The sequence below is a fragment of the Leuconostoc sp. S50 genome, assembly GCF_016624925.1.
Classification (GTDB): Bacteria; Bacillota; Bacilli; order Lactobacillales; family Lactobacillaceae; genus Leuconostoc; species Leuconostoc pseudomesenteroides.
Genome location: NZ_JACVUE010000008.1, coordinates 1 through 22720, shown reverse-complemented (window position 1 = coordinate 22720; position 22720 = coordinate 1). Strand labels below are relative to the sequence as shown.

The window sequence follows — 22720 nt, the reverse complement described above, 5'->3', positions numbered from 1 at the left end:
TTCTTCCTCCTTGTTAGCAATTAATTACGACGTTTTGGGTCGAACATTAAAGAATAACAGCCTCTTCAACGATCTTAACCAAACGGAAGTGCTTAGTTGCAGACAAAGGACGTGTTTCCATGATTTGAACAATATCGCCTTGCTTGGCACTATTGTTTTCATCATGGGCCTTGAACTTCTTTGTGTACTTGACACGCTTACCATAGACGGCGTGTGTTAAATAAGTATCAACAGCGACAGTAATTGTCTTGTCCATCTTATCTGAAACAACGCGTCCTTGGTAAACCTTACGAGTATTACGTTCTTCACTCATTTTTCAGCTTCTTCCTTTCGTCTTATTTGTTGGCGTTTGCCAATTCTTGTGCACGAATAACTGTCTTAACTCGTGCAATGTCCTTACGAACTTGTGCGATACGCGCCGTGTTTTCCAATTGACCAGTAGCCAATTGGAAACGAAGGTTGAACAATTCTTCCTTGAATTCGGCTTCGCGCTTTTGCAAATCCGCAAGTGACAATTCTTTCAATTCACTTGCTTTAGCCATTATTCAGCCTCCCGAGCAATAATCTTCGTACGTACAGGCAACTTATGTTGTGCCAAACGCAATGCTTCACGTGCAGTTGCTTCAGGAACACCTGCCACTTCAAACATTACTTTGCCACGCTTAACAGGTTCAACCCATCCTTCGGGAGCACCCTTACCGTTACCCATTCGAACACCAACACCTTTTGATGTATATGACTTGTGAGGGAAGATTTTAATCCAAACCTTACCACCACGCTTCATATAACGTGTCATTGCAATACGAGCAGCTTCAATTTGACGGTTAGTGATCCAGCTTGATGTTGTTGCTTGCAAGCCAAAGTCACCAAATGTCACCGTCTTGCCACCTTTAGCTTCGCCACGCATGTGACCACGGTGTACACGACGGAATTTAACACGCTTTGGTACTAACATGTTTGCTTCCCTCCTTACTTACTGTTTTTCTTTTGTGGTAAAACATCACCACGGTAAATCCAAGTCTTGATACCCAAGTTACCATAAGCAGTCATTGCTTCATCCCATGAGTAGTCAATGTCTGCACGTAATGTATGCAAAGGAACAGTGCCTTCAGTATATTGTTCGATACGGGCAATATCTGCACCGTTCAAACGACCTGAAACCATAACTTTGATACCTTTGGCGCCGGCACGAGTAGCACGTTGAATGGCACCACGCATTGCACGACGGAAAGCCACACGGCGTTCCAAATCACCAGCAATTTGTTGTCCAACCAAATGTGCACTCAAGTCAGGCTTCTTGATTTCAACGATATTAATGAAAACACGCTTTGAACGACCCTTTTCATCTTTATCTGTCAATTTTGCCAATTGAGTACGAAGTTTTTCAACTTCTGACCCACCCTTACCAATTACCATTCCAGGCTTGGCAGTGTGGATTGAAACGTCAACACGTGACTTAGTGCTGCGTTCAATTTCAATGCGATCAACTGAGGCATCAGCTAAATTCTTTTCGATGTACTTACGAATACGCAAGTCTTCGTGAAGTTGGTTAGCATAATCAGCCTTGTCAGCAAACCACTTTGCGTCCCAGTCGCGAATAACGCCAACACGGAACCCAGTAGGGTTAATCTTTTGACCCATTACTTTGCCTCCTTCTCAGCAACCACAATTGTAATGTGGCTTGTACGCTTGTTGATAGGTGAAGCAGAACCTTTGGCACGTGGACGGAAACGCTTTAGCGTTGGTCCTTCGTTCGCGAAGGCTTCCTTCACAATAAGATCTTCTCTGTCTAGTGAGAAGTTGTTTTCAGCATTAGCAACTGCTGAGTTCAAAACCTTGTAAATATCTTCAGTAGAAGTATTAGGTAGGAACTTCAAAATTGCGTATGCTTCGTTAACGCTCTTACGGCGAATAGTGTCAAGAACTAAGCGTGCCTTACGTGGGGCAACGCGAACGATCTTAGCAGTCGCGCGAGCTGATGTAACTTGTTCAGCCATTTTTCACTTCCTCCTTATTTACCAGTCTTTTTATCGTCGTTCTTGTGTCCCTTGAACGTACGAGTTGGTACGAATTCACCTAACTTGTGACCGACCATATCTTCTTGCACATATACTGGAACGTGCTTGCGACCATCATAAACGGCAATTGTAAAGCCGATGAAGCTTGGGAAGATTGTTGAACGACGTGACCAAGTTTTGATCACTGATTTCTTTTCAGAATCAACTTGCGCTTCAATCTTCTTAAGCAAGTGTGGGTCCGCAAATGGTCCCTTTTTTAAACTACGAGCCATTAGTTGTCTCCTTTCCCTTACTTACTCTTACGACCGCGAACGATGAACTTTGTTGAAGCCTTCTTCTTATCGCGAGTCTTCTTACCGGCAGTCTTCTTACCCCATGGTGACATAGGACTTGGACGACCAACTGGTGCTTTACCTTCACCACCACCGTGTGGGTGATCGTTAGGGTTCATAACTGATCCACGAACATGTGGACGCTTTCCACGCCAACGGTTACGACCAGCTTTACCCCAGTTAATCAACGAATGCTCGGCGTTACCAACTTCACCAATTGTGGCGCGGTTAGTAGCCAAGACCAAACGTACTTCACCTGAAGTTAATCGAACAATGATGTACTTGCCATCACGTCCCAAAATTTGTGCTGATGTACCTGCTGAACGAGCCAATTGACCACCCTTACCAGGCTTTAATTCGATATTATGAATCAAAGTACCTTCAGGAATAGCACTCAATGGCAAGGCATTGCCGGGCTTAATGTCGGCATCAGGACCAGATTGAACTTTATCGCCAACCTTCAATCCCTTTGGCGCCAAGATGTATGACTTAATACCATCTTCATATACCAACAAAGCAATGTTAGCTGTACGATTTGGATCGTATTCGATAGCTTTAACAGTAGCTGTCTTGTCATCTTTAATACGCTTAAAGTCTACGATACGGTAGGCTTGCTTGTGTCCACCAGCATGGTGGCGAACTGTCATACGGCCTGATGCATTACGTGCACCAGTTTTTGACTTTTTAGCCAACAAACTCTTTTCGGGCGTTGTCTTAGTGATTTCAGCAAAATCTGAAGTCGTCATATTACGACGTCCGTTAGAGGTTGGCTTATATTTCTTGATAGCCAATGTCTTATCCTCCTATTTAGAATTAACCTTCGTTAAAGATTTGAATATCTTTTGAATCTTTTGACAACGTAACAGTTGCCTTTTTCAACTTACGTGTGTAACCAACATAACGACCTTGGCGCTTGAGCTTACCACGAACGTTTGCTGTGTTGAGACCTGAAACTTTAACATCAAAGATTTCTTCGATAGCTTTCTTGATTTCAGGCTTTTTCGCGCGAGTATCTACTTCGAAGACATAACGCTTACGTTCTGTTTGCGCCATTGAAGCTTCGGTGATGATAGGGCGACGGATAATATCGCGTGCATCCATTAGGCAAGACCTCCTTGGATTTCTTCGATTGATGATTGAACAATCACCAGCTTATCTGCATTAACAACGTCAAGTACGTTGATACCCTTTGTTGTCATAACTTGAACATTAGCCAAGTTACGTGCTGACAAGATCGCGTTTTCATTGTCTTCATCAACAACTACTAATGTCTTTGTGTCAGCTGCCAAGTTAGCCAAAACCTTTTTAAAGTCTTGTGTCTTTGGTGCTTCAAATGACAAAGCATCAACAACGACCAACTTGTTATCAGCAACTTTTTGCGACAAAACTGACTTCAAAGCCAATTGATAAGCTTTGCGGTTGATACGATAAGCGTATGAACGAGGTGTAGGACCAAAAACAATACCACCGCCACGGAACTGAGGCTCACGGATTGAGCCAGCACGTGCACGACCAGTACCCTTTTGCTTCCAAGGCTTACGACCACCACCAGAAACAGCAGAGCGGTTCTTGACAGCATGTGTACCTTGACGCAATGATGCACGTTGCATCAATACTGCATCTGTAATAACGGCGTTGTTAGGTTCGATGGCGAAAACTGCGTCATTCAATTCGATTTCAGCAGCTTGACTACCATCTTGCTTTAATACAGCAACTTTAGTCATGATTGATTGTTCTCCTTTCTATATAGTTTAGATTAAGCTTCTTCTGAATCAGCGGCAGGTGCAGATACACCAGCCATTTTGATTTCAGGATGCTTTGCATTAACTTTAACAGTTGATTTGATTGTCAAAAGTGACTTATTGGCACCGGGAACATTTCCCTTCAATAGCAAGAGATTATTTTCAACATCAACATGTACAATGGCAACATTTTGCATTGTGCGCTTGTTGTTACCCATACGACCTGGCAAGAGCTTACCCTTGAAGACGCGGTTAATAATCGCACCCATCGAACCAGGACGACGGTGATAACGTGAGCCGTGGGCCATAGGTCCACGAGACTGACCAAGACGCTTAATTGAGCCTTGGAAGCCATGTCCTTTTGTGATGCCCGTTACGTCAACGTATTCCCCTGCTTGGAATGTATCCACTTTGATTTCATCCCCTGCGTTAAATTCGCCTTCCGCGTCGCGGACTTCACGAACGTAGCGCTTAGGGGTCGTGTTTGCTTTTGAAGCGTGACCTTGTTCAGGTTTGTTTGACAAAACTGCACGTTTGTCTTGGTAACCAAGTTGAATAGCACTATAACCGTCTGTTTCTGCATTTTTTACTTGCAAAACGACGTTTGGTGTTGCTTCAACTACGGTAACTGCGATCAATTCGCCAGATTCTGTGAAAACCTGAGTCATACCGACTTTGCGGCCTAAGATACCTTTAGTCATGACTAATCTCCTTAATTATTTTGCTTGACTTATTTTTTGTCTCTAAGTTGAGACGCGAAGTTATATCCGTTAAGATTACAACTTGATTTCGATTGCAACACCTGATGGCAATTCAAGCTTACGCAATGCGTCAACTGTCTTGTCAGTAGGGTTCACAATGTCGATCAAACGCTTGTGCGTGCGCATTTCAAATTGTTCACGGCTATCCTTATGTTTATGTGGTGAACGTAGAATTGTATACAATGTACGTTCAGTTGGCAATGGGATAGGACCAGCAATTTCTGCGCCCGTACGCTTAGCCGTCTCAACAATTTTTTCTGCTGATTGGTCTAAGATGCGGTGTTCGTATGCCTTCAAACGGATACGGATCTTCTTTTGTGCCATTATTTCGTGCCTCCTCGTTGATTTTGTAAATCAGCTAACTTCGATTAAAAACCGACAACACTGCTTGTGTTTTGCGCGCCCATGGCAACGCGGCCGCGCGTGTCGCAACCTTAATCATCATCGCTAAACATTGATACACCAGGCTTTCGGTAGGTTTATATGACTACTGTTCCAAAAGCGTACTTAAATATAATAACAGAAAAACCCCTGCATTGCAAGGGTTTTGTGCGATATTTTCAGCATGTTTTTTGATCATCTCTGTGTCATTTTAAATTCCAAAAAGGCATCATTATATTTTTCTGTCCATTTTTGTCCTAAGTCTGAATATACTTGCAAGTGACTCACAGTTTTGGCATCTGGATAAAACTGTTTGTCCTCACGAATACTCTTAGGTAATAATGCTAATGCCTTTTTATTTGGCGTTGCATAACCTATATATTCGGCATTTTGGGCTGCATTTTTTGGCTCACTAATGAAATTTAAGAAAGCGTAGGCAGCCGCTTTATGTTTAGCTGTTTTGGGCATAACAATATTATCAAACCAAAGATTTGAGCCCTCACTCGGCACGACATAATGCAAGTGTTTATTGTTTGCCATTGCTTCGGACGCCTCTCCAGAGTATGTTACGGCAATTGACGCTTCGTCTTGTGCCATATACATTTTGATTTCGTCAGCAATAATGGCTTTAACATTTGGCATCAAAGTTGTTAGTTTGCCTTGAGCTGCCGCCAAATCAGCTGTTGACTTATCATTAACAGACTTTCCTTGTGTAATCAATGTAAAACCTAATACATCACGTGCCGAGTCAATTAACATAACTTGATTTTTAAACTTTGACGACCATAAATCATCCCAATGTTGGACATCACTGGCCTTTACGTATTTATCATTGTAGATAATACCTAAAGTTCCCCAAAAGTATGGGACAGAGTATTTGTTGTGTCTATCAAAAGATTGGTTAAGGAAGCGACTGTCGTAATTTTTTAACCCAGTCAACTTCTGATGATCTAGTGGCAACAATAAATTTGCAGCCTTCATTTTTTCAATCATATATTCCGACGGCACAGCTAAATCATAGGATGTCCCGCCTTGCTTAACCTTCGTAAACATGGCTTCATTGGAATCAAAAGTTTCGTAACTGACTTTGTAACCGGTCTCTTTAGTAAACTTTTTAAGTAAGGCTGGATCAATATAGTCTCCCCAGTTATACAAATTCAAAACTTTAGACCCGCCTTCACCACTGCCGGTTTTGGCAGCCAAATAGCGCTGGGCACCAAACAAAACAGCGACAACGGCTAGAATAGCAACAACGCTAGTTAATAACTTTTTCATGTTATAAACCCTCCGTAGCCGGTGTTACCAGTCGCGTACCGCGCTTTTTATTTTTAGATGAGCGTGTTGAAATAACGTAATATAGTAAAACCAGCACGAGAGATACAACAAACATCATTGCCGATAACGCATTAATTTCCAAACTCACCCCTTGACGGGCACGCGAGTATATTTCAACAGATAACGTCGAAAATCCATTACCAGTTACGAAAAATGTGACCGCAAAATCATCCAAAGAATACGTAAATGCCATAAAAAATCCAGCCAAAATACCTGGCGATATAACGGGTAAAATCACGCGCGACAACATTTGCCAGTTATTAGCGCCTAAATCTTTAGCAGCAGCAACTAATGATTGATTCATTTCTTGAAGTCTCGGCAAAACCATCAACACAACAATCGGAATACTAAACGCAATATGTGACAAGAGCACTGACGCAAATCCTAATGAAAAACCGACAACTGTAAACAATATCAAAAACGAAGCGCCAATAATAACATCGGGTGATACCAACAAAATATTGTTTAGCGATAAGAAAATATTTTTAATCAACTGATTGCGCTGATCATAAATATACAGCGCACCAGCCGTTCCCAAAATGCTAGCCAAAAGCGAGGACAATAATGCAATTAAAAAAGTATTAACCACAATCTCAATAATGCGCGTATCTGCGAACAGCTCAGCGTAATGCTTCAACGAAAAGCCACCCCATCCTTGCATCACGTCACCTGCATTAAATGAATAAATAATCAAGAAAAAAATAGGTAAGTACAGCAAAATGAAAACAAACCACAAATATAAATTTGACCATTTAAAAGCTTTTTTCATTTATATTACTCACTTTCTCGTGTTCTTTTTGACACGATCACGCGTCAAAATCATCGTCACAACCATCGCTACAATTAAAATCACACCAATCGTCGATCCTAGTTGCCAGTTTTGGGTTACTAAAAAATGTTCCTCAATTGCTGTACCTAACGTAATCACACGATTACCGCCTATCAAACGTGTAATCATAAATAATGACAAACTTGGAATGAAAACAGCTTGAATGCCCGCCTTCACCCCCGGCATTGATAGTGGCAAAATGACTCGTCGTAACGTTTGCCATTTATTGGCACCCAAATCACGACTAGCTTGCTCCAGTTTTGGATCAATTTCTGCCAACGAATTAAAAATCGGCAAAATCATAAACGGAATTTCAATGTAGGCAGCAACTAACAAAAAACTCCAATCAGAGAACAACAGTTGCTGTGGTGCAATGCCAAAAAAGCTCATAAAATTATTAACCGTACCGGTTTTTGACAATAGGCCAATAAACGCATAAGTCTTTAACAACAAATTAATCCACGTTGGCAGGATCACTAATAACAACCAAAATTGTTTTTGCTTGAGTTGATTGAGTAGGTAAGCCATCGGGTAGCTAATCACCAATGTAATTAGTGTAATCAGGAAAGCAAACCAAACTGAGTTAAACGTCATGCGGAGGTATGTACCACTACCAAAATAAACAGCATAGTTATGTAACGTTAACCCACCATTGGCGTTAGTTAGCGATTGAAATAACAATAAAACAAGTGGGGCAATAACAAATAACAATAACCACGCGCCATAAGGCACAAGATAAAATAACTGACGCTGTTGTTTACTCTTCATCATCATCCTCGTAACTTTCCAAACGCGCGTCAAAATCGTCTTCAGACTCATTAAATCGCATGATGTGAATGTCTTCCGGATCAAATGTCAAACCAACTCGTTCTCCCACTTGGGCCGAGTTCGTTGCTTGCACTTGCCACTCGTTACCGTCATCATCAATTGCTGTAATTTCATAATAATCACCACGAAATGATTGATCATCAATTGTCACAATTAACTTACCGTTTTCAATTGTGGTTAAATCTAAGTCTTCAGGGCGCAAGACAACTTCAACTCGTTCATTAGGTCGCATTCCAGCATCAACATTTTCAAAATCTTTGCCCACAAAATGAACAACATAATCGGCTTTCATGATGCCATCTACAATGTTACTCTCACCAATAAAATCCGCAACAAAATGGTTAATTGGTTCATCATATATATCCTCTGGTGTCCCATTTTGCTGTATGACCCCGTCATTCATCACAAAAATCCAATCAGACATAGCCAGTGCTTCTTCTTGATCATGCGTCACAAAAACAAATGTAATACCCAGTCTTTGCTGAATTTCACGTAGCTCATACTGCATGTCTTTGCGCAACTTGTAATCCAATGCAGACAATGGTTCATCGAGTAACAAAACTTTTGGATCATTAGCCAAAGCGCGCGCAATCGCCACACGCTGCCGTTGCCCACCTGACAGCTCACTAATATCACGATCAGCATATTGGTCAAGTTTAACTAACTTCAACATGTCATGAACCTGCCGTTCAATATCGTTCTTTGACATTTTTTTTATGGACGGACCAAAAGCCACATTTTCAAAAACATTCATATTCGGAAATAATGCATAATCTTGGAAAACAGTATTAACAGTTCGTTTTTCCACTGGCACATCATTGATACGCTTGTTTTCAAATAAAATATCACCTGAAGTTGCCGCCAATTGACCAGAAATCAAGTTTAAAATTGTTGTTTTACCAGATCCTGAGGGTCCCAACAAGGTATAAAATTTACCTTGTTCTAAAGACAAGTCGATGCCCTTCAAAATCTCTGTGTCACCATAAGCTAAGCTTACAGACTTAAATTCAATAATTGGTGTTTGCTCTGCCAAATTCTCAACCTCAACTCTTTTCGATAATTTCAATTTTACACTAATTTTGAAGACATAAAAAGAAAATCATATTTGACCATTTAGCTTCAGTGGCTATGCGTCAATGATCTTTTCACGATTTTCAACAACAACAATAGCTAGTGTCATTAAGATGAACAAAATAACAATAACGATAATTTGCGGTGTCCAAGAATGCCACCAACCATATGCATAACCAAACATAGCTGGACCAACTGCCGCAATCAAATAGCCACCGCTTTGCGACATACCGGACAGTTGTGCCGTTTGTCCCGGTGTGCTGGTTTTAAGCGTGAATGTGGTCATCAAATATGGAAACAACACCGAAGTACCGACACCAATAAATAAATTGACCAGTAACCAGTAGGGAAAAGTACCTTGTGGATTCAGCAACAGGAGGTAGCCAATTGTACCTAAAACTGAAAAGCCAGCAACTAGCCACTGCCTTTGGCGTTTGTTCAATCGAACAACAATTGACGGTACTGTTAGTGCAAATGGTAGACCAATTAATGAGTTAAGACCAGAAAATAAACCAGCAGTTGCCGGCGTTAATCCAGTCTGAATCGCCATAGTTGGCCCCCACGCCATCAAAACATAGAACATTGCAGATTGCATACCACCAAAAAACAACAATAACCAAGCATTGCGGTTTTTCCAAACGTTGAATCGGACTGTTTTCTTGTGATCACTCGCCATTTGAGTGACTTGTCTATTTGCCGCAAACCGTTCATTAGGTAACCAAACCAGCAAAGCACCAACGAGCAAGATTGTCAACAATCCCACAAAAACCTGCCAACTAGTTAATGCCGTTATTGGCGCTGCCAAACTAGCACCAACTGCCGTTGCTAACATCATGCTAAATGTAAAGACAGACGTCATTGGACCGACTTTCATCGGAAAATACGTTCGAATAACACTAGGCAGTAACACATTCATGTGGGCAACACCAATACCAATCAGCATTGTCCCAATGTAGAGGAAAGTTGTATTAATAACTCTAATGCCAGACCCAACAATTAACAGCATCAACATCAATGCAAATGCCCTTTCTAGCCCAATCTTTTGAGCCACTTTAGGCGCTGTTGAAGAAAACAAGGCAAACGCTATCAGCGGAATAGTTGTTAGCATGCCCAATTGTCCAACAGGCACACCCTCTGATTTGGAAATACTACTCAAAATTGGCGGCATAGCCGTGAATGGTAATCTCAAAATCATCCCGACAACAATAATACCTGGAATTAAAAACTTACTGTGATTTTTCATGTCAATTCCCCTAATAATAACAAAACAGCGCCACTCTGTTGAGTGACGCCGTTTATACTGAACCATCAGTCAGTCAAAGATTAATTTTCTTGACCGTGGGTCTTGATAATTTCTTCTTGAATGTTCTTAGGAACAGCTTCGTAGTGATCGAAAACCATTTGGAATGTACCGCGACCCTGCGTTGCTGAACGCAAAGTAGTTGCATAACCAAACATTTCTGACAAAGGCACCTTAGCCTTAACTGCCAAAACTGGACCACGTGACTCTTGACCTTCAATCATACCACGGCGTGCTGAGACGTGTCCCATAACATCACCCAGGTTGTCTTCAGGTGCAACAATATCAACGGCCATAATTGGTTCCAAAATAACCGCGCCGGCTGTCTTAGCAGCTTCGCGCAAAGCCAATGAAGCAGCAATCTTAAAGGCAGCTTCACTTGAATCGACATCGTGGTATGAACCATCATACAACTTAGCTTTCAAATCAACTAATGGGAATCCAGCCAAAGGACCAGCATTCAATGCGTCCTTCAAACCAGCTTCAACTGATGGAATATATTCACGAGGCACAACACCACCAACGATGGCATCTTCGAATTCAAATCCAGCACCTTCTTCGTTTGGTGAGAATTCAATCCAAACATCACCATACTGACCTTTACCACCAGATTGACGCTTGAAGTAACCACGTGCTTGTACTGTCTTAGTAAAGGCCTCACGATAAGCAACTTGTGGCGCACCAACAGTGGCTTCAACATTGAATTCACGACGCATACGATCAACCATGATATCCAATTGCAATTCACCCATACCAGCAATCAATGTTTGACCAGTTTCAGGGTTAGTTGTGGCACGGAATGAAGGATCTTCTTCAGCCAATTTTTGAATGGCATTTGACAATTTGTCTTGATCAGCCTTTGTCTTTGGTTCGATAGCCAATTCGATAACTGGTTCTGGGAACTCCATTGATTCCAGAATCAATTGATGATCAACAGCTGTCAAAGAATCACCAGTTGTCGTGTTCTTCAAACCAATAGCCGCAGCGATATCACCAGAGAATACTTCTTCAATTTCAGTACGTGAAGTAGCGTGCATTTGTAGCAAACGACCAACACGTTCACGTGTATCAGAAGAGGTATTTTGTACGTATGAACCTGATTGCAATGTACCAGTATAGACACGCATAAATGTCAAACGACCAACGAATGGATCTGTCATGATCTTGAATGCCAAAGCAGCGAAAGGCTTTGAATCATCAGCGATCAAATCAACTTCTTCATCTGTCTTTGGATCTTTAGCAATATATGGCTTAACATCCAAAGGTCCTGGCAAGTAGTCAACAACGGCATCCAGCATCATCTGAACACCCTTATCTTTATAAGCTGAACCCGCAAGAATTGGGTAGAATTGAAGTGCTAATGTAGCACGACGAATGGCTGCCTTTAATTCTTCAATAGAAATATCTTCACCTTCAAGATACTTTTCCATCAAATCATCATCGACATCAGCAACAGCTTCAATCAATGTATTGCGCTTTTCTTCCGCCAAGTCTTTCAAATCAGCTGGAATATCACGTGGTTCCCACTTTTCACCAAGTTCATCAACTGGGTAATAAGCTTCTTGTGTAATCAAGTCAATAACGGCTTCGAAGTCATCCTCAGCACCGATTGGCCATTGGATTGCTTCAGCATTAACTTGCAAACGTTCGTGCATTGAGTCAACTGACATTTGGAAATCAGCGCCCATTTTGTCCATTTTGTTAACAAAGACGATACGTGGCACATCATAGGTTGTTGCCTGACGCCAAACTGTTTCTGTTTGTGGTTCAACCCCAGCTGCACCATCAAGTACGGCTACGGCACCATCAAGAACACGCAAAGCACGTTCAACTTCGATTGTGAAGTCCACGTGTCCAGGTGTATCAATGATGTTAACACGATAAGGTGTTTTTTCAAATTGATCAAAGAAACCGTGCCAAACAGCTGTTGTAGCAGCTGATTGGATTGTGATACCACGTTCCTTTTCTTGTTCCATGAAATCCATTTGTGAAGCACCATCATGTGTTTCACCAATTTTGTGAATTTTACCTGTATAGTACAAGATACGTTCAGTAGTCGTTGTCTTACCCGCATCAATGTGGGCCATGATTCCGATGTTACGTGTACGCTCTAGTGGGTATTCACGTTTTGCCATTGTGAGTTATCTCCTGGTTTAGTTATATATGCAACAAAAAGCGACACATAATTGTGTTCGCTTTTTGATGGTGCTTGTTTTGACAAACACCATCTATGACAATTGTACACTATTTGACGCGCAAGAATAATTAAATTCTTGTCATCAACAGATTACCAACGATAGTGTGCAAACGCACGGTTGGCTTCAGCCATCTTGTGCGTATCTTCGCGCTTCTTGACAGATGCACCAGTGTCATTGGCAGCATCCATAATTTCTTTGGCTAAACGCTCATCCATTGTGTGCTCGTTACGCAGACGTGAGTAGTTAACCAACCAACGAAGTCCCAAAGTCGTACGACGATCTGGACGAACTTCGATTGGCACCTGGTAGTTAGAACCACCAACACGGCGAGCTTTAACTTCCAATACTGGCATAATGTTTTCCATAGCTTGTTCGAAAACTTCCAATGGTTCATTGCCAGTTGCTTCCTTGATACGATCAAAAGCATCATACAAGATTGTTGAAGCTGTACCACGCTTACCATCAAGCATCAACTTGTTGATCAAACGTGAAACGAGTTTTGAATTGTAAATTGGGTCAGGCAAAACTTCCTGACGCTTAGTATAACCTTTACGTGGCATTAGTCAGTCTCCTTCTTACTTCTTTGGTGCCTTTGTACCATACTTTGAACGTGATGTCATACGACCATCAACACCCGCAGTATCCAAAGCACCACGGATAATGTGGTAACGTACACCAGGCAAATCCTTAACACGACCACCACGAATCAAAACAACTGAGTGTTCTTGCAAGTTATGACCAATACCTGGAATATATGCTGTTACTTCATACAAGTTTGAAAGACGCACACGGGCGTACTTACGCAAAGCTGAGTTAGGCTTCTTTGGTGTCATTGTACCAACACGTGTTGCGACACCACGCTTTTGTGGGGCAGCATTGTTAGTTGCTTTTTTCTTCATTGAATTGTAGCCAAAGTTCAAAGCAGGTGATTTTGACTTAGAAACCTTTGACTTACGTGGCTTACGAACCAATTGGTTAATTGTAGGCATGCTACAGTCTCCTTAAATTTTTCATTATTTCACAGTTCCAGGTGTTTCATTTCTGTTTTCAAACAAAAATGCTCACCGGAAATCTGCTGACAGTTACCTTTACAGCGCCGTTCAGCACAGTGTGACGATGTCACAGAACAGATTACTTAAAAGCACGTTCAATATAATACCAGATTGAGCGATAAAGTCAAGTGGGTATTTACATTTTGTGAATAACTATTTGTTTTTTCGTACTATTCCACATGGAAAATATATTGATATTGATTTTTAATAGCATCATTGTTTCGTCAGTTATGTGTGCCAATGATCGCATCCAACATAATATTTCTTTACTACAGCCCAGATCGTTTTGCCTGATGTGTCATCATTTATTAAAGTGGTACGATCTCGTACCGTTTTTTTCGGCAATTTTCACGTTTGCAAAATGTCGCTATTGTCACAAACATTTTGGTTGGCGCTATCCTGCCTTAGAATTGACGTGCACACTGTTTGGCACCATTCTTTGGTATTCCTCGACCCTTCAATGGCTAATCGCAGTAGTGCTACTGTTTTTATCACTTGAAGACTGCGCGTCGCAGGCCATCCATAGCTACTTGATTATTCCGCTGTTATTGTACGCAATCCACCAACACCATGATCAATCACACATTTTTCTAGCTTTATTAATTAGCTTGATATCCTATTATTTGGTTTATATACGACACGCTTTAGGATCCGGTGATATTCCAGTTTTATTGACACTCATTTTTTCAACCACAACCTTGGTTTTTGTACTAGGCTTGTTATTGGGCTGTTGTTTAGCCACACTTTTTTTAGCATTGTCATCACAAAAACGTTTACCATTTGTGCCTTTCCTAACCGTTGGTTGGCTAATAATTGGTGTCTTGATATAAAAAAACACTTGAATTATCTTCAAGTGTTTAAACTATTAAGTTGCTGGCGATGTCGTTTTAAGTGGTTTCGTTGTAATTTTAATACTGCCATTCTTTGCGCCGATTGTAACGGCATCTTCAGTGGTAATATTACCTCGTAATAATTCTTCACTAAGTGCATCTTCAACACTTGTCTGAAGTGCACGGCGAATTGGACGGGCACCATATTCAGGATCAAAACCAGCACTGGCAACAACGTCAATGGCGGCGGGTGTCATTTTAATTGTAATCCCTTGTTCAGCAACACGTTGTAGCACTGAACGACTCATCAATTTTACAATTTCATGTAATTCTTGTTTAGTCAAGCTCTCGAAGACAATTGCTTCATCTAAGCGGTTGATAAATTCTGGCCTGAAAGTCTCTTTCAGTGTTTCTCTAATTTTAGCTGCAACAGCTTCATGATTATTTTTCAAATCAACAGCACCAAAACCAACTGATTTTTCATCACGAAGACGTGTGGCACCTAAATTAGAAGTCATAATAATGATTGTATTACGAAAATCAACTTTTCGACCTTTAGAATCAGTCAAATAACCGTCATCAAAGACTTGCAACATCAAATTAAATATGTCTTGATGGGCTTTTTCAGCCTCATCAAGTAAAACGACTGAATAAGGATGATTGCGTACTTTTTCAGTCAATTGTCCACCTTCATCATAACCAACATACCCAGGTGCAGAGCCGATTAATCGGCTAGCTGACCAGCGTTCTTGATATTCTGACATATCGATACGAATGAGATTATCTTCGCTACCAAAAATAGCTTCGGCCAGCGCTTTAGCCAACTCCGTTTTTCCAACACCAGTTGGACCTAAGAACATAAAGGTTCCAATGGGGCGTGTCGGATCTTTCAATCCAGAACGTGCACGGCGAATAGCGCGTGCAACTGCTGACACTGCAGCCTGTTGACCAACAACTCGCCGTCCTAGAACTTTTTCTAAATTGACCAGCCGCTGCTGATCATTTTTTTCTAACTGTGTTAACGGCACACCTGTTTGTTGAGAAATAACTTCCGCGATGTCTTGCGTCGTCACATGCAAATCATATTGTGAGCGCTCACCACTAGCCACTGCTGCATGTATTTTTGCCTCTTTCTTAGCTAATTTTTTCTTGAGCTTCATTTCTTCGGTACGCAGTTGCGCTGCTTCTTCAAAGTTTAAAGCTTCAATAGCAGCATCTTTGTCAGCCTGAACTTGTTTAAGACGAGTGACTACTTTGTCATTAACACCATTATTTTCTGTTGCCTCAATGCGAACTTTTGCGCCCGCTTCATCAATTAAATCAATTGCTTTATCAGGCAAAAAGCGATCACTAATGTACCGCGATGATAGCTTAACAGCGGCATTTATCGCGTCATCATCAATTTGCACTTGGTGATGCTCTTCAAATTTAGGTCGGATCCCATTCAATATAGCAATTGCATCTTCTTGCGTTGGTTCGTCAACCGTCACTGAAGCAAAACGCCGTTCTAATGCCGCGTCAGATTCGATGTACTTTTGATACTCATCAAAGGTAGTTGCGCCCAATGTCTGTAATTCACCACGCGCTAAAGCTGGTTTCAAAATATTTGACGCATCAATAGCACCTTCAGCACCACCAGCACCAATTAAAGTATGCAATTCATCAATAAATAAGATAACTTCGCCATCTTGATAGATTTCTTCGATTATTTTTTTCAAACGATCTTCAAACTCACCACGATATTTGGTACCAGCTACTAATGATCCCATGTCAAGTGCCATTAAACGCTTATGTGACAAATTTTCTGGTACTTCACCCGTGACAATTTTCTGAGCCAATCCTTCTGCAATTGCTGTCTTTCCAACACCTGGTTCACCAATCAAAACAGGGTTATTCTTTGTACGTCGAGATAAAATTTGGACAACGCGGCGAACTTCTTTAGATCGCCCAATAACTGGATCCATTTTTTCATCACGCGCCATTTGTGTCAAATCACGCGCCAAACCATCTAACGTTGGTGTCCCAGCTGCTGCTTGCTGCTTCTCACGTTGTTTCATTTGTTTGCGAATATCTGTGACACCCAATTTTCGCAAGATCCCGCGACGCAAATCTTGCAAATTAGCATCTAATGCTAACAAAATACGTGACGATAAAATACTTTCATCTTGCAACAACGCTAATAAGATATGTTCAGTTCCTACTTTAGGTTGTGCTAAAGCCCGAGACTCTTCACCAGCTTGACGTAAAATATCTGCTGCTTTGGGTGAATATGGTAAATAAACACCTTTTTCATAACGACTTGACATGCCATAACCAGTAAAGTGTTCAATTTCTTCACGGATATCATCATCTGTGACATTAAACTGTGTCAAAATTTTGCTGGCAATGCCCTCTTGTTCGATGGCTAAAGCTAGCAACAGATGTTCTGTGCCAACTGCTTGATGCTTAAAATATTTTGCCTGTTCTTGTGCCAAAGCCAGGACGTTTTGAGCACTCGGTGTATAGTTATTATCCATGTATGCCTCCTTAAAATTCGGCTGTGTTTGTATAATATTGACTTATATTATAACCCAATTAGATGTTATTAGGAAATCATTTGTTTGTATCAGTGGCATTTAATTACAATTCAAAATTCAAAAAGCCGAAACGACTGTTTCGACTTCATTAATTTGGGTTTTTTAGCGATAATTGCCACTGCAAATAGGCGTTGATGAAAGGATCCAAATCACCATCTAGAACCGCTTGCGGTTGATTAGTTTCATAGTTAGTCCGATGATCTTTAACCATTTGATAGGGGTGCAAAACGTAAGAACGTATTTGTGATCCCCAGCCATTTTCCATTTTTTCGCCAGTAAGCGCTGCTCGCTCGGCTTCTTTTTTCTCAAGCTCTAACTGATAAAGTTTACTTTTTAATAATCGCATGGCATAATCGCGGTTACCATATTGTGTCCGTTCAACTGTTGATGAGACAACAATACCCGTTGGTTCGTGTGTCAATCGCACACCCGTTGAAACCTTGTTGACGTTTTGGCCACCAGCACCACCCGAACGGAACACATCCATTTTGACATCGTCATCACGCACTTCCACTTCAATTGAGTCGTCCAATTCTGGCATGACATCAACCGATACGAAGCTCGTATGACGCCGCCCTGCGCTATCAAAAGGTGAAATTCTAACAAAACGATGGACACCTTTTTCACTGCGTAAAAAACCGTATGCATTGTGTCCTGTCACTTTTATCGTAGCGCTATCAATACCAGCTTCGTCACCCGCATGGTAATCAAGCGTTTCCACTTGAAAATTATGTTGTTGCGCCCAGCGAGTATACATACGATACAAATTAGCACCCCAGTCAGTTGATTCTGTTCCGCCAGATCCTGGATGAATTTCCAAAACGGCATTATTAGCATCATAAGGTTCTGTCAATAATTGTTCCAAGTTGTAAGCATCAATATCTTGCTGTGCCTTTTCAATACCTTCAGAAAGTTCATTTTCTAAATCTGTATCTTCAGGATCTTCAGCCAACATTTCTGTCAAAACTTCCAAATCTTCAACTTGACTAGTCAAATTCAAGAAGGAATCACGCCGATTTTTCAAAACATTGTTTTCTTCAATGACTTTTTGCGCTTTATCATTGTCATCCCAAAAGCCAGGCTCAGTCATACGATTTTCGTAGTCTGCAATTTCTTCCGTTAATGCCTCCAAGTCAAGACTATTACGGAAGCGCGTGATATTTTCTTGCATATCAGCAATCGCATGTTTGGCATCAATAATTTCCATAGTATTTCCTTTCAAAATAAAAACGAACAAAGTTCGCTTTTATTTGTCTATTAAGCACGTAAATTCTGGCGAATTTCAGCTTTCATGAAGGTACGCGTGGCATCATATTCGACGTCAGCGATCATTTTATTGAAATTAGCGTAAGCTTCATTTTGGTACTCAATCAAAGGATTTAATTGACCGTAGCCTCGTAAACCAACACCCTGACGCAGGCGGTCCAATGAATCGATATGATCAGTCCAATGTTGATCGACCGCTCTCAAAATAACTACTTTTTCAAATTCTAACATTTGGGCGGGATCATAAAGTTGGGCTTGCTTTTCTTTATAATTATCTTTGGCTAGTCGCAATAATTTCGCTTTGATATCGTCACGAGACAAGCCTTTCAACTCTTCAACCGTGAATGCATCTTCATGTCCTAAAGCATTACCAACAAAAGCAACGATTTGAGCCAACTCCCAAGTCTTGTCATCTTTAGATTTTGTTTGTGCATCAACAACTCGATTAATCGTTCGTTCGACCATGGGCATCAAAACCCATTCAAGCGACTTGGTTTCATCAATCACGATGTCTCGTTCGTGATAGACTAATTCACGTTGCTCACGCACAACATCATCATATTGTAATACGTTTTTACGTGTGTCATAGTTGTTTCCTTCAACACGCTTTTGAGCTGATTCAACTGATCGTGTAATCATACGATTTTTGATCACTGTGTCTTCTTCATCCAAATTAAGTCGTTGCATAAGCAAACGCACACGATCAGCACCGAATCGAACCATCAAGTCATCTTCCAATGATAAGAAAAACTGTGAGAAACCGCGGTCTCCTTGTCGACCAGCACGCCCACGTAACTGGTTATCAATTCGACGTGACTCATGACGTTCAGTTGCAATAACTGCTAAACCACCTAGTTCTTCGACCCCAGGGCCCAATTTGATGTCAGTACCACGACCAGCCATGTTAGTCGCCACAGTTACAGCACCACGCTGACCAGCATTAGCAATTATTTCGGCTTCTTTGGCATTGTTTTTAGCGTTCAAAACATTATGTGGCACATTTTGCGCCATCAAAATTTTAGACAGCAATTCTGATGCTTCAACTGAACCTGTACCAATTAAGATGGGTTGACCCTTTTCATGAAGTTCAACAATAAGCTTTACAACAGCATTATACTTGGCACGAACTGATGGATAAAGCAGATCCGGGTAATCCACACGTTGGATTGGGCGATTAGTCGGAATCGTAATCACTTCCATGTTGTAAATTTCACGTAACTCTTCTTCTTCAGTCTTAGCCGTTCCTGTCATACCTGACAATTTTTTATACATACGGAATAAATTCTGATACGTAATTTGTGCCATTGATTTGTTTTCTTCTTGAATTTCAACGCCTTCTTTGGCTTCGATTGCTTGATGCAAACCATCTGACAATCGTGTTCCCTCAGAGATACGACCAGTTGATTGGTCAATCAGCTTCACTTCACCATCCTGCACAACATAGTCTTTGTCGTTGATGTAGTTGAAATTAGCTCGCAAAGCTTGATCAATATGATGAGTCAAAGCAGTATCATTTGCATCATACAAATTATCCAAGTTGAAGAAAACTTCACCCTTGTGGATACCTTCATTGGTCAACATTGTTGCTTTAGCTTCTTCATCTACCTTGTAGTCTTCATCACGTTGCAAAGTTTTCACAAAACGATCTGCTCGAGCATACATTTGTGAAATACCTGATCCTGGGCCAGAAATAATCAAAGGTGTTCGCGCCGTATCGATCAAAATTGAATCAGCTTCATCAATCAAAGCAAAGTTCAAACCACGTTGCATCACGCGCTCTTCCGCTCGACGAACCATGTTATCACGCAAATAATCAAATCCAATGTTAAAGTTCGTTGAATAGGTAATATCGGCATCATAGGCGGCACGTTTTTCTTCAGCAGGCGCGTCACCAACGTTGACACCAACTGAAAGACCAAGCCAATTATAGAGTTGCCCCATCTGCTCCGCATCACGTGCTGACAAATAATCGTTAACAGTGACAACGTGAACCCCACGCCCTGGTAACGCATTCAAATAAACAGCCATTGTTGCTGTCAAGGTTTTACCTTCACCAGTGCGCATTTCGGCCAAGTTACCATCATGTAATACAGCCGATCCCATAATTTGTACTCGGAAAGGATAAAGACCCAAAACACGTTTGGCCCCTTCTCTAGCAACAGCAAATGCTTCAGGTAAAATTTCGTCAAGAACCTTTGCTAAGGCTTTGTTTTGTTTTTCCTTATTCTTGATACCATCTGTAGCTTTGTTGATGGTTTCCTTAAATTCACCTGTCTTAGCTTGTAAGGCCTCATCAGACATTTTTGACATTTGATCAGCATAACTTTCAACCTGATCAGCAATATTGTTTAATTTTTTGAGTTGTTTTTTTGAATTATCAACTAATTTACGTATTGGATTATTCATGTTATTTAGCGTGTCTTCAAGAAATTGACACGTTTCTCCTCTAAAACCTAAATTTGTGTGGTCTAGCGCACAATAGTCTACGTTCCATTATAACAAAAAAAGAGCCCAAAAAATAGACTCTTTTATGCTTAATAATGAGATTTTGCTTCGAGTTTTTCTTGGCCACCCATGTAAGGACGCAAAACATCTGGAATCGTGACAGATCCGTCTTGATTCTGGTAGTTTTCTAAAATGGCTGCTACTGTTCTACCAACTGCAAGGCCTGAACCATTCAAAGTATGAACTAGCTGTAACTTGTTATTTTCATCACGGTATGTGATATGCATACGGCGTGCTTGAAAATCTTCTGTGTTTGAAACTGAAGAAATTTCACGGTACACATTTTGCTGTGGCATCCACACTTCAACATCATAGGTTTTAGCGGCAGAAAAGCCCATGTCGCCAGTTGAAAGTAGAATAACGTGGTAAGGTAACGCTAATTTTTGCAAAATATTTTCCGCATTAGCTGTCATTGCTTCCAACTCGTCATATGACTGTTCAGGCTTAGTAAACTTGACCATCTCAACCTTGTTGAATTGGTGTAAACGAATTAATCCACGCGTATCCTTTCCAGCAGACCCAGCTTCTTTTCTGAATGAAGGTGACAACGCCGTAAATTTAATTGGCAAATCTTCTGCTGGCAACGTTTCGCCGGAATAATAATTTGTTAAAGGTACTTCTGCCGTTGGAATATATGTTTGATCTAGGCCAGCTACCCGGTAAGCATCATCTTGAAACTTTGGATACTGACCGGTTCCAAACATCGCTGAATCATTGACCACAATTGGCGTAATCATTTCAGTGTAGCCTTCCTTACGATGTTCGTCTAGCATAAAATTATAGACAGCACGTTCTAAACGAGCGCCATCACCAACATAGTACAAGAAACGTGCACCTGAAACCTTTGCGCCACGTTCAAAATCAAGAATGCCAAGCGCTTCTCCGATATCGTAGTGAGCTTTCACCCAATCTGTTTTCACCAATGCTTCAGGACGATTATCATAATGTGCTGGCGCCCACTTACGTTGTTCAACGTTGGCAGACTCATCTGGACCAACAGGCACTTCACTAGCCGCCAAATTAGGCAAGTGAGCAGCAATCTCATTTACTTGCTCATCTAATTCTGCTTGTTTGGCGTCTAACGCCTTTATATCACTACCAACTTGTTGCATTTGAGCAATCGCGTCACTAGCATCTTCTTTTTGACGTTTTGCATAGGCAATTTTGTCAGAAACTTCATTTCGTTGCGCCTTCAAATTTTCAACACGCTGAATTGTATCACGTCGTTCTTGATCCAACATCAACAATTGATCAAGTGTTTTTGCTTCAACACCTCTATCAAGCAATCTCTGCTTTGCTTCTTCACTATTTTTTCTCAAATAACGCATATCTAACATAATATTTCCTCATTCTTCCAAATAAAAAGCGTTCTCGTCTTGTTGTTAAACAAGGGACGAAAAACGCGATTCCGTGGTACCACCCAATTTCTATAACCTAAATTATAGCACTTCATTACCTTTAACGAGGGTACCGGGCAGCATTACCTGCCAAGCTAAGATTAATGGAGTTTCACGCTGTTATTTCTCATCAACCAATAACTTTCTTTGATGCGCTACTTATAATAATCACTAAGAACATTCTATCCTATTACAAATTAAAACACAAGGAAAAAGCAAGCGCTATGCTACCATCACACTTACTTTCTCCATCATCTTATTAGTGGGCCATCCAGGACTCGAACCTGGGACCTCTGCGT

Annotated in this window: 24 protein-coding genes; 1 reads left to right on the top strand and 23 read right to left on the bottom strand. The window is 41.1% G+C overall.

Annotated elements, in window-relative coordinates; all coding sequences use genetic code 11:
• Positions 1–46 precede the first annotated feature (46 nt).
• From rpsQ to rpsL, 19 genes are all read right to left on the bottom strand, one after another.
• Entirely contained in the window at positions 47–313 is a 267-nt protein-coding gene (gene rpsQ / locus IAE53_RS07470) for a 30S ribosomal protein S17 (RefSeq protein WP_004911259.1), read from the bottom strand.
• A gap of 22 nt (positions 314–335) precedes the next feature.
• Positions 336–542, bottom strand: coding sequence for a 50S ribosomal protein L29 (gene rpmC / locus IAE53_RS07465; protein ID WP_002816028.1), 207 nt, complete (start codon positions 540–542; stop codon positions 336–338).
• Positions 542–955: a 50S ribosomal protein L16 gene (gene rplP, locus IAE53_RS07460; protein ID WP_002816029.1), complete on the bottom strand. Its 414-nt coding sequence runs from the start codon at positions 953–955 to the stop codon at positions 542–544. The genes rpmC and rplP overlap by 1 nt, the downstream gene beginning before the upstream one ends.
• 14 nt (positions 956–969) lie before the next feature.
• Positions 970–1641, bottom strand: a complete 672-nt coding sequence (gene rpsC, locus IAE53_RS07455; RefSeq protein WP_004911266.1) for a 30S ribosomal protein S3 — start codon at positions 1639–1641, stop codon at positions 970–972.
• Positions 1641–1997: a 50S ribosomal protein L22 gene (gene rplV, locus IAE53_RS07450; RefSeq protein ID WP_004911267.1), complete on the bottom strand. Its 357-nt coding sequence runs from the start codon at positions 1995–1997 to the stop codon at positions 1641–1643. Before rplV ends, rpsC begins: the two co-directional genes overlap by 1 nt.
• Positions 1998–2011: 14 nt before the next feature.
• Entirely contained in the window at positions 2012–2290 is a 279-nt protein-coding gene (rpsS, locus tag IAE53_RS07445; protein WP_002816034.1) for a 30S ribosomal protein S19, read from the bottom strand.
• Between the two features lie 17 nt (positions 2291–2307).
• Entirely contained in the window at positions 2308–3141 is an 834-nt protein-coding gene (gene rplB, locus IAE53_RS07440) for a 50S ribosomal protein L2 (RefSeq protein WP_010296466.1), read from the bottom strand.
• A 22-nt stretch (positions 3142–3163) separates the two neighbouring features.
• Positions 3164–3451 carry a 50S ribosomal protein L23 gene (rplW, locus tag IAE53_RS07435; RefSeq protein ID WP_004911278.1) on the bottom strand — a complete coding sequence of 96 codons (288 nt, stop codon included), beginning with the start codon at positions 3449–3451 and terminating at the stop codon, positions 3164–3166.
• The gene (rplD, locus tag IAE53_RS07430; RefSeq protein ID WP_148423453.1) at positions 3451–4074 is read right to left on the bottom strand and encodes a 50S ribosomal protein L4; all 624 of its coding nucleotides are present in this window, start codon (positions 4072–4074) and stop codon (positions 3451–3453) included. The genes rplW and rplD overlap by 1 nt, the downstream gene beginning before the upstream one ends.
• A gap of 32 nt (positions 4075–4106) precedes the next feature.
• Positions 4107–4793: a 50S ribosomal protein L3 gene (gene rplC / locus IAE53_RS07425; RefSeq protein ID WP_010296472.1), complete on the bottom strand. Its 687-nt coding sequence runs from the start codon at positions 4791–4793 to the stop codon at positions 4107–4109.
• Positions 4794–4868: 75 nt separating this feature from the next.
• Entirely contained in the window at positions 4869–5177 is a 309-nt protein-coding gene (rpsJ, locus tag IAE53_RS07420; protein WP_002816040.1) for a 30S ribosomal protein S10, read from the bottom strand.
• A gap of 252 nt (positions 5178–5429) precedes the next feature.
• Positions 5430–6509, bottom strand: a complete 1080-nt coding sequence (locus IAE53_RS07415) for an ABC transporter substrate-binding protein (RefSeq protein WP_148423452.1) — start codon at positions 6507–6509, stop codon at positions 5430–5432.
• 1 nt (position 6510) lies between these two features.
• On the bottom strand, positions 6511–7338 hold the full coding sequence (locus IAE53_RS07410; protein WP_148423451.1) for an ABC transporter permease: 828 nt from the start codon (positions 7336–7338) through the stop codon (positions 6511–6513).
• Positions 7339–7347: 9 nt separating this feature from the next.
• Complete coding sequence (locus tag IAE53_RS07405; protein ID WP_031941314.1) at positions 7348–8169, bottom strand: ABC transporter permease; 822 nt, start codon at positions 8167–8169, stop codon at positions 7348–7350.
• Positions 8156–9259 carry an ABC transporter ATP-binding protein gene (locus IAE53_RS07400; protein WP_148423450.1) on the bottom strand — a complete coding sequence of 368 codons (1104 nt, stop codon included), beginning with the start codon at positions 9257–9259 and terminating at the stop codon, positions 8156–8158. The genes IAE53_RS07405 and IAE53_RS07400 overlap by 14 nt, the downstream gene beginning before the upstream one ends.
• A 93-nt stretch (positions 9260–9352) precedes the next feature.
• Entirely contained in the window at positions 9353–10540 is a 1188-nt protein-coding gene (locus IAE53_RS07395) for an MFS transporter (protein ID WP_200136269.1), read from the bottom strand.
• Between the two features lie 80 nt (positions 10541–10620).
• Positions 10621–12732, bottom strand: a complete 2112-nt coding sequence (fusA, locus tag IAE53_RS07390; protein ID WP_139968045.1) for an elongation factor G — start codon at positions 12730–12732, stop codon at positions 10621–10623.
• A gap of 152 nt (positions 12733–12884) precedes the next feature.
• On the bottom strand, positions 12885–13355 hold the full coding sequence (gene rpsG, locus IAE53_RS07385; RefSeq protein ID WP_004899475.1) for a 30S ribosomal protein S7: 471 nt from the start codon (positions 13353–13355) through the stop codon (positions 12885–12887).
• Between the two features lie 15 nt (positions 13356–13370).
• Positions 13371–13784 carry a 30S ribosomal protein S12 gene (gene rpsL, locus IAE53_RS07380; protein WP_004911305.1) on the bottom strand — a complete coding sequence of 138 codons (414 nt, stop codon included), beginning with the start codon at positions 13782–13784 and terminating at the stop codon, positions 13371–13373.
• Between the two features lie 242 nt (positions 13785–14026).
• Here rpsL and IAE53_RS07375 point away from each other — a divergent pair, with 242 nt between their 5' ends.
• Positions 14027–14677, top strand: coding sequence for a prepilin peptidase (locus IAE53_RS07375; RefSeq protein WP_148423448.1), 651 nt, complete (start codon positions 14027–14029; stop codon positions 14675–14677).
• Between the two features lie 35 nt (positions 14678–14712).
• On the opposite strand, the gene IAE53_RS07370 is transcribed toward IAE53_RS07375, so the two are convergent.
• From IAE53_RS07370 to serS, 4 genes are all read right to left on the bottom strand, one after another.
• Positions 14713–17193, bottom strand: coding sequence for an ATP-dependent Clp protease ATP-binding subunit (locus IAE53_RS07370; protein ID WP_148423447.1), 2481 nt, complete (start codon positions 17191–17193; stop codon positions 14713–14715).
• Positions 17194–17341: 148 nt separating this feature from the next.
• Positions 17342–18460: a peptide chain release factor 2 gene (prfB, locus tag IAE53_RS07365; RefSeq protein ID WP_010275969.1), complete on the bottom strand. Its 1119-nt coding sequence runs from the start codon at positions 18458–18460 to the stop codon at positions 17342–17344.
• Between the two features lie 50 nt (positions 18461–18510).
• The gene (secA, locus tag IAE53_RS07360; protein ID WP_139968048.1) at positions 18511–20925 is read right to left on the bottom strand and encodes a preprotein translocase subunit SecA; all 2415 of its coding nucleotides are present in this window, start codon (positions 20923–20925) and stop codon (positions 18511–18513) included.
• A gap of 128 nt (positions 20926–21053) precedes the next feature.
• Positions 21054–22361, bottom strand: coding sequence for a serine--tRNA ligase (gene serS / locus IAE53_RS07355; protein WP_148423446.1), 1308 nt, complete (start codon positions 22359–22361; stop codon positions 21054–21056).
• Positions 22362–22720 lie beyond the last annotated feature (359 nt).

Excerpts from the sequence above, each read along its gene's own strand:
- IAE53_RS07370 (WP_148423447.1), bottom strand. The coding sequence starts at position 17,193 with ATGGATAATAACTATACACCGAGTGCTCAAAACGTCCTGGCTTTGGCA.
- rplD (WP_148423453.1), bottom strand. The coding sequence starts at position 4,074 with ATGACTAAAGTTGCTGTATTAAAGCAAGATGGTAGTCAAGCTGCTGAA.
- rpsL (WP_004911305.1), bottom strand. The coding sequence starts at position 13,784 with ATGCCTACAATTAACCAATTGGTTCGTAAGCCACGTAAGTCAAAGGTT.
- serS (WP_148423446.1), bottom strand. The coding sequence starts at position 22,361 with ATGTTAGATATGCGTTATTTGAGAAAAAATAGTGAAGAAGCAAAGCAG.
- rplW (WP_004911278.1), bottom strand. The coding sequence starts at position 3,451 with ATGGATGCACGCGATATTATCCGTCGCCCTATCATCACCGAAGCTTCA.
- rpsG (WP_004899475.1), bottom strand. The coding sequence starts at position 13,355 with ATGCCACGTAAAGGTTATACTAAGCGTCAGGAAGTTTTGCCTGACCCA.
- rplC (WP_010296472.1), bottom strand. The coding sequence starts at position 4,793 with ATGACTAAAGGTATCTTAGGCCGCAAAGTCGGTATGACTCAGGTTTTC.
- rpmC (WP_002816028.1), bottom strand. The coding sequence starts at position 542 with ATGGCTAAAGCAAGTGAATTGAAAGAATTGTCACTTGCGGATTTGCAA.
- rpsC (WP_004911266.1), bottom strand. The coding sequence starts at position 1,641 with ATGGGTCAAAAGATTAACCCTACTGGGTTCCGTGTTGGCGTTATTCGC.
- fusA (WP_139968045.1), bottom strand. The coding sequence starts at position 12,732 with ATGGCAAAACGTGAATACCCACTAGAGCGTACACGTAACATCGGAATC.
- rpsJ (WP_002816040.1), bottom strand. The coding sequence starts at position 5,177 with ATGGCACAAAAGAAGATCCGTATCCGTTTGAAGGCATACGAACACCGC.
- secA (WP_139968048.1), bottom strand. The coding sequence starts at position 20,925 with ATGAATAATCCAATACGTAAATTAGTTGATAATTCAAAAAAACAACTC.
- rplV (WP_004911267.1), bottom strand. The coding sequence starts at position 1,997 with ATGGCTGAACAAGTTACATCAGCTCGCGCGACTGCTAAGATCGTTCGC.
- IAE53_RS07415 (WP_148423452.1), bottom strand. The coding sequence starts at position 6,509 with ATGAAAAAGTTATTAACTAGCGTTGTTGCTATTCTAGCCGTTGTCGCT.
- IAE53_RS07410 (WP_148423451.1), bottom strand. The coding sequence starts at position 7,338 with ATGAAAAAAGCTTTTAAATGGTCAAATTTATATTTGTGGTTTGTTTTC.
- IAE53_RS07405 (WP_031941314.1), bottom strand. The coding sequence starts at position 8,169 with ATGATGAAGAGTAAACAACAGCGTCAGTTATTTTATCTTGTGCCTTAT.
- rplP (WP_002816029.1), bottom strand. The coding sequence starts at position 955 with ATGTTAGTACCAAAGCGTGTTAAATTCCGTCGTGTACACCGTGGTCAC.
- prfB (WP_010275969.1), bottom strand. The coding sequence starts at position 18,460 with ATGGAAATTATTGATGCCAAACATGCGATTGCTGATATGCAAGAAAAT.
- IAE53_RS07375 (WP_148423448.1), top strand. The coding sequence starts at position 14,027 with ATGGAAAATATATTGATATTGATTTTTAATAGCATCATTGTTTCGTCA.
- rpsQ (WP_004911259.1), bottom strand. The coding sequence starts at position 313 with ATGAGTGAAGAACGTAATACTCGTAAGGTTTACCAAGGACGCGTTGTT.
- IAE53_RS07395 (WP_200136269.1), bottom strand. The coding sequence starts at position 10,540 with ATGAAAAATCACAGTAAGTTTTTAATTCCAGGTATTATTGTTGTCGGG.
- rpsS (WP_002816034.1), bottom strand. The coding sequence starts at position 2,290 with ATGGCTCGTAGTTTAAAAAAGGGACCATTTGCGGACCCACACTTGCTT.